Annotated in this window: 10 protein-coding genes; 7 read left to right on the top strand and 3 right to left on the bottom strand. The window is 71.7% G+C overall.

The features are described from left to right. On the bottom strand, nucleotides 1-1,079 hold a 1,079-nt coding region (gene proS, locus ABYE80_RS10065; protein WP_372790144.1), incomplete at its 3' end, for a proline--tRNA ligase. A 106-nt stretch (nucleotides 1,080-1,185) separates the two neighbouring features. Here proS and ABYE80_RS10070 point away from each other — a divergent pair. The 4 genes from ABYE80_RS10070 to ABYE80_RS10085 all read left to right on the top strand — a co-directional run bounded on the left by ABYE80_RS10070 (nucleotide 1,186) and on the right by ABYE80_RS10085 (nucleotide 6,632). Further along, complete coding sequence (locus ABYE80_RS10070; protein ID WP_372790145.1) at nucleotides 1,186-1,791, top strand: superoxide dismutase; 606 nt, start codon at nucleotides 1,186-1,188, stop codon at nucleotides 1,789-1,791. 159 nt (nucleotides 1,792-1,950) lie between these two features. After that, entirely contained in the window at nucleotides 1,951-3,528 is a 1,578-nt protein-coding gene (locus ABYE80_RS10075) for a hypothetical protein (RefSeq protein ID WP_372790146.1), read from the top strand. 44 nt (nucleotides 3,529-3,572) lie between these two features. After that, a complete protein-coding gene (locus ABYE80_RS10080) occupies nucleotides 3,573-5,099 on the top strand; it encodes a hypothetical protein (protein WP_372790147.1) in 1,527 nt (508 codons plus the stop codon). Between the two features lie 3 nt (nucleotides 5,100-5,102). Then, complete coding sequence (locus ABYE80_RS10085; RefSeq protein ID WP_372790148.1) at nucleotides 5,103-6,632, top strand: hypothetical protein; 1,530 nt, start codon at nucleotides 5,103-5,105, stop codon at nucleotides 6,630-6,632. A gap of 13 nt (nucleotides 6,633-6,645) precedes the next feature. Here ABYE80_RS10085 and ispG read toward each other — a convergent pair whose 3' ends face one another. Next, nucleotides 6,646-7,902: a flavodoxin-dependent (E)-4-hydroxy-3-methylbut-2-enyl-diphosphate synthase gene (gene ispG / locus ABYE80_RS10090; RefSeq protein ID WP_372790149.1), complete on the bottom strand. Its 1,257-nt coding sequence runs from the start codon at nucleotides 7,900-7,902 to the stop codon at nucleotides 6,646-6,648. Between the two features lie 145 nt (nucleotides 7,903-8,047). On the opposite strand from ispG, the gene ABYE80_RS10095 reads away from it, so the two are divergent. From ABYE80_RS10095 to ABYE80_RS10105, 3 genes are read left to right on the top strand one after another with little or no spacing between them, the layout of a single operon-like run. After that, nucleotides 8,048-9,157, top strand: a complete 1,110-nt coding sequence (locus tag ABYE80_RS10095; RefSeq protein WP_372790150.1) for a tocopherol cyclase family protein — start codon at nucleotides 8,048-8,050, stop codon at nucleotides 9,155-9,157. Nucleotides 9,158-9,168: 11 nt separating this feature from the next. Then, nucleotides 9,169-10,227 (top strand): alpha-hydroxy acid oxidase, encoded by a 1,059-nt coding sequence (locus ABYE80_RS10100; protein WP_372790151.1) that lies wholly within the window; start codon nucleotides 9,169-9,171, stop codon nucleotides 10,225-10,227. Continuing rightward, the gene (locus ABYE80_RS10105) at nucleotides 10,224-10,406 is read left to right on the top strand and encodes a hypothetical protein (protein ID WP_372790152.1); all 183 of its coding nucleotides are present in this window, start codon (nucleotides 10,224-10,226) and stop codon (nucleotides 10,404-10,406) included. The genes ABYE80_RS10100 and ABYE80_RS10105 overlap by 4 nt, the downstream gene beginning before the upstream one ends. Before the next feature lie 24 nt (nucleotides 10,407-10,430). On the opposite strand, the gene ABYE80_RS10110 is transcribed toward ABYE80_RS10105, so the two are convergent. Next, a partial coding sequence (locus tag ABYE80_RS10110) for a long-chain fatty acid--CoA ligase (protein WP_372790153.1) occupies nucleotides 10,431-11,636 on the bottom strand: 1,206 nt, incomplete at its 5' end.

The following is an 11,636-nucleotide window of genomic DNA, read 5'->3' on the forward strand; positions in this document are numbered from 1 at the left end:
ACCGCGTTGGCGCCCGCGACGTAGGACGCGCCGTCGTCGTCGCGCACGGCGTGATCGAGCAGCACCTCGACCTGCGCCCCGACCGGCCCGATGAAGCCGGCGGGCCCGATGCGCTGCGCGATCTCCTCCTCGGTGGCCGGCCGGAAGGGCTGGTGGAGGGTGTTCTGCAGCTTGGTCTCGTTGACGCGATGGTCGCCCCGCACGACGACCATGAGCAGCCGATCGTCCTGCTGCCCGACCACCGGGAACGCCTTGAGGAGTGCGCCGGCGGGCACGCCGAAGTGCCCCGCGACCTGCTCGACGGTCTTCAGCCCGGGCGTGTGCTCCGACGCGGGCGCGTCGAGCGGTGCCGGCAGCTCCACCGGTCGAGGGTCCGCGCTCGCCACCTCGACGTTCGCCGAGTAGCCCTCGGCGATCGCGACGTCGTCCTCCCCGGCCGCGCACGGCGCCATGTACTCGTGGGCCACGGTGCCGCCCATCATGCCCACGTCGGACTGGCACTCGAACCACTCCAGACCGCAGCGGTCGTAGATGCGGGCGTAGGCGCCGCGGTGCTTCTCGTAGGCCTCGTCGAGCCCGGCCTGGTCGCGGTCGAAGGAGTACGAGTCCTTCATGATGAACTCCCGCGTGCGCAGGATCCCGGCGCGCGGGCGCGGCTCGTCCCGCTCCTTGACCTGGAAGTGGTAGAGGATCTTCGGGAGCTGCCGGTAGGAGCGCACGACCTGGGCGACGTGGAAGGTCACGGCCTCCTCGTGCGTCATCGCCAGCACCATCTCCGCGCCCTTGCGGTCCTCGAGGGTGAAGAGCTCGCCGATCTGGTCGCGGCCGGTGCGCTTCCACAGCTCGCGCGGCAGCATCACCGGCATCAGCATCTCCTGGCCGCCGATGCCGTCGATCTCCTCGCGGACGATCTGGGTGATCTTCTCGTGCACCCGCCAGCCCGCCGGGAGCCAGGTCCACAGGCCCGAGCCGATCTGACGGACCAGCCCGGCGCGGACCATCAGCTGGTGCGACAGCGCCTCCGCGTCCGCGGGGGGCTGCCGCTCGGTGGGCAGGAGCAGGCTGGAGAGACGCGTCATCGGCGCGCCTAGCCTATCCGTGGCGGCGCCGGAAGCCCGCCACGCCTCGGTAGGGTTGGTGCGGCAGTCCCTGCTCCACCCGACAGACCCTCCGAGGAGACCTTTCATGGCGTTCACCGTTCCCCCGCTTCCGTACCCGTTCGACGCGCTCGAGCCGCACATCGACGCGCAGACGATGGAGATCCACCACGACAAGCACCACCAGGCCTACGTCGACAAGCTCAACGCCGCCGTCGACGGCACCGAGTGGGCCGACAAGTCGATCGAGGACATCATCGCCAACCTCGACAGCCTGCCCGACGACAAGAAGGGCCCGGTTCGCAACAACGGCGGTGGTCACTACAACCACACGCTCTTCTGGGAGTCGATGAGCGGCTCCGGCGGAGGCGCCCCCGACGGTGAGCTCGGCGCCGCGATCGACGCCGCCTTCGGCTCGTTCGACGCGTTCAAGGCGAAGTTCGAGGCCGCCGGCGTCGGCCAGTTCGGCTCCGGCTGGGCGTGGCTCGTGCTCGACGGCGGATCGCTGGCCATCACCGGCACCCCGAACCAGGACTCCCCCCTGACCCAGGGCAAGACGCCGCTGCTGGGCAACGACGTCTGGGAGCACGCCTACTACCTCAAGTACCAGAACAAGCGCCCCGACTACCTCAAGGCGTTCTGGAACGTCGTCGACTGGGGCAAGGTCGCGGAGCGGTACGCCGCCGCGAAGTAGGCGCGACGAGGGGTCCCGGGCGTCCCCACCCGCGCGCACCACGATCCGGTGGCGCGTTCCCGGAACTCCGCCGGTACCCTCGTGTTCAGATTCGCGGGGCGGTCATTCACCCGGCCGCCCCGTTTCTCTGTGCACGCCGATCACGAAGACCGGAGCCCGATGTCCCACCGCAGCACCAATCTCCGCCGAAGCGTCGTCCTCGGGCTCCTCGCCCTGGGTCTGCTCGCGCCCGCCGCCCAGGCCGCGCCGAACCAGATCACGATCATGCAGGACGACGACGCGCTGATCTACCGCGACGACGCGACCCGCGACGCCGCGATGCGCAAGATGAAGGGCCTCGGGGTCGACGCCATCCGCGTCACCATCCTGTGGGACCGCGTCGCGGAGAACGCACAGCGCACCAAGGCGCTGCGCAAGCGCTTCAGGAAGCTCGGCGCCGACGACCCCCGCGCGTACCCGCGTCTGAACTGGGACCGCTACGACCGCCTCGTGCGCGCCAGCAAGACGCTGAAGCTCCCGGTCTACTTCAACATCACCGGCCCCGGTCCGAAGTGGGGCCACGCGAAGGCCCCCAAGGGGATCCGCTCGTCGGTCGCCAAGGCATGGCGCCCCAAGGAGCGTGAGTTCTACAAGTTCGTCAAGGCCGTCGGGAAGCGCTACAGCGGGAAGTTCCGGGACGAGAACGACGGGCGTCATCTGATCCCGCGGGTCGGCATCTGGTCCCTGTGGAACGAGCCCAACCAAGCCGGCTGGCTGGCTCCGCAGTGGTCGAACAACAAGACCGCCTCGCCGCAGATCTACCGCAAGCTGTGGTTCTGGGGCCGCCGCGCACTGGTCTCGACCGGGCACGGCAGGGACACGATCTTCGTCGGCGAGACCGCCCCGATCGGCCAGGGCGGCCGCCGGACCTCGAAGTCGGCGATGCGCCCCAAGACGTTCCTGCGCGCGTTCTTCTGCCTCGACAGGCAGGACAAGGGCTGCACCGACTACGACAAGTACGGCCCGGTCCGGACCGCCGCGTTCGCGCACCACCCGTACACCAAGAAGAACAGCCCGTTCGAGCGCGAGCGTGACCCGGAGGCGCTGACCCTGGCGAACATCGGTGAGCTCGAGAGCCTGCTCGACGAGGCCGCCGTCCGCGGGCGGATCGCGCCGCAGACGCCCATCGTCTCGTCGGAGTTCGGGTACGAGACGAACCCGCCGGATCCGCACCAGGGCATCCCGCTCGCCGACCAGTCCAACAACCTGGTGCTCGGCGAGTTCCTCACCTTCAACAACCCGCGGATCATCGGGCACTCGCAGTTCCTGCTGAACGACACCTCGCCGGTCCGCAAGCACACGAAGAACAGCAAGGCGTACTGGTTCACCTACCAGTCGGGCCTCTTCAACCGGGCGGGGACCGCCAAGCCCGCGGCGGGGGCGTGGGCGTTCCCGTTCGTGTCCGCCACCACGGCCATCGATCCCACGACGGGCTCCCGCAACGTGCTCACCTGGGGATTCCTGCGGTTCCGGCCCAACGATCTCCCGCCGGGCTTCCAGGACGTCGTCCAGCTGCAGTTCCGGCCCGCGGACGGCAGCACCGACTGGGTGAACGTCGGAGCGCCGGTCCTGGTGACCAACGGCAAGGGCTACTTCCAGCACGCGGTCGAGACGCCGGGACCGGGCGCCTTGCGCGCGTACTGGTCGGGATCGCAGCTGCCGTTCCACGCCTTCAGCGCGACGGGGACCGTCGGCTAGTCACGCAGCACCCACAGTTCGCATACGGCTTCAGGGGGGCCTAGATGCAGCGGATTCTCACCAGCCTCGCGGCGGCGTGCACGATGTGCGCGCTGTCCGCGACGCTCTCGACAGCAGCGCACGCCGGAAAGGCGCAGGTCTCGGTGTTCCAGGACGACCGTCTGCTCGTCCTCTCCGGGGACAGCACGCGTGAACGCACGCTGGACGAGCTCGTCGACCTGGGCGTCGACACGGTGCACTCGGTCGTCTTCTGGCACAAGATCGCGCCGCGGCCGACGTCGCGCACCCGGCCGTCCGGGTTCGACGGCAGCGACCCGGCGAACTACCCGCCCGAGGTCTGGGACAAGTACGACCGGCTCGTGAAGGGCGCCGCCGCCCGCGGGCTGGACGTGATCCTCTCGCCGTCGGCGCCGATCCCGTCCTGGGCCTCGGGCTGCCCGACCCGGCGGCTCGCGCTGCGGCGCACCTGCCGCCCGAACCTCACGCAGTTCAAGCGGTTCGTCGTGGCGCTCGGCACGCGGTACTCCGGCAGGTACGAGGACGAGAACGACGGCGGCGGGACCCTTCCGCGCGTGCGGCACTGGTCGATCTGGAACGAGCCGAACCAGGGTGGCTGGCTGACCCCGCAGTACGTGAAGGTGAAGGGCCGGACGACGCCGGTCAGCCCGGTGCTCTATCGCGCGCTGGTCCGCGCCGCCCTCAAGGGCCTCGGCGAGACCGGGCACCGCTCCGACCAGATCCTGCTCGGCGAGACCGCCCCCATCGGCCGCAGGACCGGGGCGCTGTCGACGCGCCCGACCCCGCCCGCCGAGTTCCTGCGCAACGTGTTGTGCATCGACGCCAAGGGCCGCTCGCTCAAGGGCGCCAAGCGCAAGGCGCTGGACTGCGGCGGGTTCCGTCGCCTCAAGGTCACGGGCATCAGCCATCACCCGTACAGCCGGGGCGGCAGCCGGGCCCCCACCGCGAAGGCCTCGAGCACGGAGATCACCGTCTCGACGGCGCTGCGTCTGCGCACGATCATCCGCCGCGCCGGGGTCCGTCAGCGCATCCCCCGCAACCTGCCGATCTGGTACACGGAGTACGGGTTCCAGACCAATCCGCCCGACGACCTGTTCGGGGTGTCGCTGGATGAGCAGGCGACGTACATCAACCAGAGCGACTACATCGCCTACAAGGACAGGTCGGTCCGGTCGGTCGCCCAGTACGAGCTGCGCGACGAGCGCAACCTCGCGTCCTTCCAGACCGGCCTGCGGTTCTACGACGGTCTGATGAAGCCCGCCTACGCGGCCTACCGCATGCCGATCTGGGTGTCCACGTACCGCAAGGGGCGCCTGCGCGTGTGGGGCCAGGTCCGACCGGCCGAGGACGACGCCGTCGAGGACGTCGAGATCCAGAACGACCGCTGGCGCGACGGCAACTTCACGACCGTCCGGACCGTTCGCACCACCAACGCCAAGGGGTTCATCGACGTGCGCGTCGACTACCGGCCGGGTACGTGGCGGCTGCGCTGGACGCCGCGCGACGGCCGTCCGACGCTCACCTCACGCGTCGCGCGCGTCGGGACGCGCTGAGGGATGCGGCCCGGGGTGCTGCGACGGATCCTCGTGGCGGTCCTCGGCGCCGCGCTCCTCGTGCCGAGCGCCGCGCAGGCGGCCTCGAACCTCGAGGTCGGGATCGCCGACGACGCGGTCTTCCTGCACCGGCCGGGCAGCGCCCCCAAGATCGTGCGCCGGTGGAAGGAGCTCGGCATCGACGTCGCGCGCGTCCACGCGCGCTGGATCGTGATCGCCCCGCGGCCCCACGATCGCCGGCCGCCGAGGGGCTTCAACGCCACCAACCCCGCCGACCCGCGCTACAACTGGGCGACGCTGGACCTCGCGGTCGACCTGCTCGAGCGCAACGGCATCCGTCCGATGGTCTCGATCACCGGGTCGGGGCCGCTGTGGACGAGCCTCAACCCCGCGCGCGGCAACCACCGGTGGAAGCCGGATCCCGCGCAGTTCGGGGCGTTCGCCAGCGCGGTCGCCCGCCGGTACAACGGCCGCGTGCACCGCTACATCATCTGGAACGAGCCCAACCAGGCGGCGTGGCTGCAGCCCCAGTTCACCTGCAAGCGCCGACGCTGCACGCCCTTCTCGCCGCATCACTACCGGCGGCTGTACCGCGCCGCCCACGACGCGATCACCCGCGTCGACCCCAAGGCGCAGGTCCTCATCGGAGCGTTGGCGCCCAAGGGCTCCAACCCGCGTAGCCGCAACGCCGCCATGCGGCCGTTGACCTTCCTGCGGGCGCTCGGGTGCGTGAACCATCGCTACCGGCGGCTGACCACCGGTCTGTGCCGCGCGCAGCGCCGGCTGCCGACCGCTGGCGTCGCCTACCACCCGCACGGGGTCAAGCGTGGGCCGGGCGACCGCAACCCGCACCCCGACGAGGCCGCGATCGCCGACCTCCCCCGCCTGCAACGCGTGCTGGATCGCAGCACGAGACGCGGGATCCTGCGCGGCCCCAGGGGATCGCGCCGCCTCGACCTCTACCTCACCGAGTTCGCGTACCAGACCGACCCGCCGGACCGGGCCGTCGGGGTCTCCCCCGCGCGGCAGGCCCGATGGCTGGCCCACTCCTCCTATCTCGCGTGGCGCAACCCCCGGGTCAGGACGCTCGCGCACTACGAGTGGCGCGACGAGAAGATCTCCCGCAAGGCCGCGCGCGGCACCCGGGCGTACGCGTCGTGGCAGTCCGGCCTCTACTTCGTGGACGGTCGCGCCAAGCCCGCGCGCTGGGTGTTCCCCCACCCCATGTGGGCCCGCCCGAGGCGCGACGGCCGCGTGGCCCTCTGGGGCCAGGTCCGGCCCGGCACCGGTCCGTTCGACATCCGGGTGCTGGCGCGGAGGACCGGTTCGCGCGGATCGTGGACCCGCGTCGCACGGGTCCGGAGCACATCCCGGGGCGCGTGGACGGCGACCGTGCGCGCGCCGGCCTCCCGGCGGATCGACTACCGGTTCTCCTACGTCCTTCGCGCCGGCGAGGGCGGGTTCCGGCGCGCCACCCGTCGCTCCAGCCGCGTCCTGCGCGTCGTCGTCCCGAAGGTCCGCGCGCGGCGCTGAGCGCCGCTGCGGCTCAGGCCCGGGTGAAGCGCCGGCCCGCGGTCGGTGAGCTCGACTCGTCGACGGACCCGCCTGCCGCCTCGTCGGCCTCCTTGCGCGCCTGCTCGGCCTCCAGCGCGGCCAGGCGCTCGGGCGTCATCGCCTCGGCGTCCTCGTTCTCGGCCAGCCAGCGCGCGGCCTCGGCCGCGGCGCGCTCGTCGACGACGACCTTCTTGCCGGCCTCGTAGTAGCGGTCGATCTCCGCGAAGAGCTCCTCGACGAGGCGGTCCGTCGGGACCTTCTTGAGGGGTTCGCCCTTGGAGAAGATCATCGCGGCGTCCTTGGCGCCGGTGATCCCGAAGTCCGCGTGCCGGGCCTCGCCGATGCCGTTCACGGCGCAGCCCAGGATCGAGACCTCGATCGGGTCCTCGTAGGCCTCGAGACGGTGCTCGACCTCGGCGACGACGGAGTCCATGTCGAACTGCAGGCGACCGCACGTCGGGCAGGCGATCAGGACGGGGCCGCGCTCGCGCAGCTTCAGCGCCTTCAGGATCTCCCAGGCGACCTTCACCTCCTCCTCCGCGTGGAAGGTGGACAGCGAGATGCGGATCGTGTCCCCGATGCCGTCGGCCAGCAGCGTCCCCAGGCCCACGGCGCTCTTGAGCGACCCCGTGTACTTCGTGCCCGCCTCGGTGACCCCGAGGTGCAGCGGGTAGGGGATCTTCTCGGCCAGCCGGCGGTTGGAGGCGATCGTGTTCGGCACGCTCGTGGACTTCATCGAGACCTTGAAGTCGTCGAACTTCAGGCTCTCCATCAGCGCCACCATCTCCAGCGCGCTCGCGACGAGGGCCTCGACCGGATCGGTGTACTCCAGCTCGCGCAGGTGCTTGGGCAGCGAGCCCGAGTTCACGCCGACCCGGAGCGGGACCTTGGCCCGCCGCGCGGCCTCCACGACCTCCGCGACCTTGTCGGGCCCGCCGATGTTGCCGGGGTTGATCCGGATGCAGTGGGCGCCGGCGTCGATCGCCTTCAGCGCGAGCGTGTGGTTGAAGTGGATGTCCGCGATGACCGGGATCGGGGAGTCCGCGACGATCGTCTTGAGGGCCTGCACGTCCTCCTCGCGGGGCACCGCGACCCGCACGAGGTCGGCGCCCGCCTCCGCGACGCGGCGGATCTGCGCCATCGTCTCGCTGAGGTTGGCGGTCTCGGTCTTGGTCATCGTCTGGACGGCGACCGGCGCGCCGCCCCCGATGGGGACGCCGCCGACGTGGATCTGGCGCTGGGAAGCCATGCCCCCAGTGTACGAGCCGGAGGGTGCGATGGATGCCCGCCTCGGGGCCGCCACTCAGCGGCAGCACGCACCCACGACGGCCCGCGAGGCCCGCGGCACCGGGCGGAGGTTGCGAGTCCCGGCGGAACGGGCACCATGTCCATGGATGCTTCGCCGATATCGAGCCGCCGGAGCCGATCTGCCGTTCGGGAACCCGCTCGCGGCCCACGGGGTCGCGATGGAGGGGTACTTCTGGCGGCTCACCGACCGCCGCAGCGGGCGCGTGCTGGTCGCGCTGTGCGGCGTCCACCGCCACGCCGACGGCACCCGGTGGTCCAACGTGGCGCTCGCCGCCCATCCCGGGGACGTCATCCATGCCGCCGACCTGCCCCACGGGGTCGCAGATCCGCGAGCCCTCGGAGTCCGCGCCGGTGACGGTGCCTTCGTCGCGGACGCGCGCCGCGTGCGGCTGGACCTCGGCCCCCAGGCACGGCTCGACGTCGAGTTGCACGACGTCCGCGGCTGGACCCGCCGCGCGTTCGGCGGCCTCGGGGTCGCGCACGTGATCCCGGGCCTCAGCCAGCACTGGCACCCGTACGTCCTCGGGGCGCGCGCCCGCGGCGTGGCGTGCATCGACGGCGAAACCATCGATCTCGCGGGGTACGACGTGTACGCCGAGAAGAACTGGGGTGTCGGCGGGTTCCCCGACCGCTGGTGGTGGGGGCAGGCGCTGTCCTTCCCCGACGCGGACGCCTGCGTCGCGTTCGCCGGCGGGAACGTCGGCCTCGGCCCCCTGCGGACCACGGCGACCGCACTCGTCGTCCGCATTGAGAACACGCTGATCCGGCTCGGCGACCCTGTGCTCTCCCCCACCCGGACCGACCTCCACGACGGGCGCTGGAAGCTGCGGGCACGCGGACCGCGGTGGGAGGTCACCATCGATGCGCAGGCCGACCCGGCGGGTGCCCATCTGCTTCCCGTCCCCATCCCGCAGGAGCGCCGCAGCGAACTCGGCGCGGTGCAGCACTTCACCGGCGAACTGCGCGTGGAGGTCCGGCGGCGCGGCCGACCGGTCTTCGCTGGCACCTCGACGCTCGCCGGCCTGGAGCACGGCGGGCCGGCCGCGCTCACCCGCGCCCTCGCCGACCGAGCCGCGCCCCACGCCCCCTACGCCCCCCACACCCCCCACACCGACGGGGCCTGTGCCCCTGGTGCAGACATATCCGACACGAGCGGCACGGCCCCCCGCGACCGTCCCTGCCCGGCCGCGAGGTAGGGTCCGCGCGGATGCGCGCGATCAACCTCCACGACTACGAGCGCCTGGCCGCCGAGCGGATGCCGGCCGGCCCCCTCGCCTACTACGCGGGCGCCGCCGGGGACGAGCGCACGCTCCGGGCGAACTGCGACGCCTTCGCGCGCCACCAGTTGCTTCCGCGGGTCCTCGTCGACGTCAGCGACGTCCGGACCGCGACGACGGTGCTCGGGACCGAGATCTCGATGCCGGTGATCGTCGCGCCGACGGCGCTCCAGAAGCTCGCCCATCCCGACGGAGAGCAGGCGATGGCCCGGGCGGCGGCCCGCGCCGGGACGATCATGACCGTCTCGACGATCGCGACGACCCGCCCTGCCGACGTGGCGGCCGCGGCCCCGGACGCTCCTCGCTGGTTCCAGGTGTACGTGCTCAAGGACCGCGGCGTCACCCGTGCGCTCGTGGACGAGGCGATCGACAGCGGCTACGACGCGCTGGTGCTGACGGTGGACGCGCCGCGGGCGGGCCGCCGGGAGCGGGACCTGCGCGCCGGGTTCTCCGTGCCCCCCGGGATCGACATGCCCGCGGTGTCCGCCGCGCTCGGCTCGACCGCGGGCATCGACGCCGCCGGGTTCTTCTCCCTGATGGATCTCACGCTCACGTGGCGCGATCTCGAGGCGCTCGTCGAGCAGAGCCCGGTGCCCGTGCTCGTCAAGGGCGTGCACCACCCTGCAGACGCCGACCTGGCGGTCCGGCACGGGGCCGCCGGCGTCATCGTCAGCAACCACGGGGGCCGCCAGCTCGACGGCGTGCCCGCCAGCATCGACATGCTGCCGCGCGTGGTGGACGCGGTCGCGGGTCGCGCCGAGATCCTCGTCGACGGCGGCGTGCGGCGCGGTACCGACGTGGCGACCGCGCTCGCCCTGGGTGCCCGCGCGGTGCTCGTCGGCCGGCCGATGCTGTGGGGCCTCGTGTGCGACGGCGAGGACGGCGCCGCCCACGTCCTCGAACTGCTGCACGCGGAGCTCTCGCTCGCCATGACGCTGCTGGGCGCCGCCACGCCGGACGCCATCACCCGCGACCATCTCGCCGCGTGAGACCGAGGCGCTTCAACAACCCCCGCGCGCTGGCGATGATGCTCGTCGGCTTCGCGTGCGTGATCGCCTACGGCGCGCTGGGCGGCGACACGGTCCCGGCGCGCATGTTCCTGGGCGCCGGGATCGTGCTCGGGATCGCCGGCGCGCTTTTCGAGCGCCGCGACACGCCGCGGCGGTGAGCAGCCCCCTGTCCGGGGCCGCCCTCAGTCCTCGTACATGGCGTCGATGGCCTCGGCGTACTTCGCGTCGATCGGCTTGCGCTTGAGCTTCATCGTCGGCGTCAGCTCGTCGCCACCCGGCAGCCAGTCGCCGGAGACGATCGTGAACTTCTTGATCTGCTCGACGCGGGCGAGCTTCTCGTTGGCCTCGTCGACGCCCTTCTGGACCTCGGCCCGAACCGCCTCGTCGGAGGCGAGCGCCTCGAGCGACGTGTCCTCGATGCCGTGCTGCCCGGCCCACATGGGCGCGAAGTCGGCGTCGAGCACGATCAGCGCCGTGTTGTAGCGCCGCGCGTCGCCGATGCAGCAGGCCTGGCCGATCAGCGGAGAGGCCGACTTGAGCGTGGCCTCGATGTTCGCGGGCGACATGTTCTTGCCGGCCGCGTTGATGATGATCTCCTTCTTGCGGTCGACGATCTTGAGGTACCCGTCCTCGTCGATCTGCCCGATGTCGCCGGTGTGCAGCCAGCCGTCGTCGTCGATCGCCTCGGACGTCTTGTCCGGCAGGTTGCGGTAGCCGAGCATCACGACGTCGCCCTTGACGAGGACCTCGCCGTCCTCACCGAGCTTGAGCTGCACGCCGGGGGGCGGCGGGCCGACCGTGCCGATCTTGATCTTGTCCGGCGGGTTGCAGGTACCGGCCCCGCACGTCTCGCTCATGCCCCACAGCTCGGCGAGCGGGATGCCGATGGCGTGGAAGAACTCGAGCACCTCGACGGGGGTCGGCGCGGCACCGACGTTGACGGCCGTCACCTGGTCGAAGCCCAGCATGTGCCGGATCGGCGCGAACATCGCCTCGTCGGCCTTCGCCACGGCCTCCGCCAGCGCCTCCGGAACGGGCTCGCCGGCCTGCTCGAGCCGGACCTTCTGGATGGCCGCGCCGAGCGCCGCCTCGGCCTTCGCGCGGTCCTCGTCCGAGCGTGACGCGATCTGCGTCTCGAGTCCGGCCTTCAGCTTCTCCCAGATCCGGGGGACCGCGAAGAACCAGTTGGGACGCACGTCGGGCAGGTAGGACAGCACCTGCCGGGCGTCGGGGCAGGACGTGATCGTGAACCCGAAGACGATCGGCAGGTAGTGGTGGGCGGCGCGCTCGGCGATGTGCGCGGACGGCAGCCACGAGATGACGCGGGCGCCCTCGGGGAACTGCACGAGGGCCTCGATGTTCTCGACGGCCGAGAGCAGGTTGCGGTG

This window comes from Paraconexibacter sp., assembly GCF_041602235.1.
Classification (GTDB): domain Bacteria; phylum Actinomycetota; class Thermoleophilia; order Solirubrobacterales; family Solirubrobacteraceae; genus Paraconexibacter.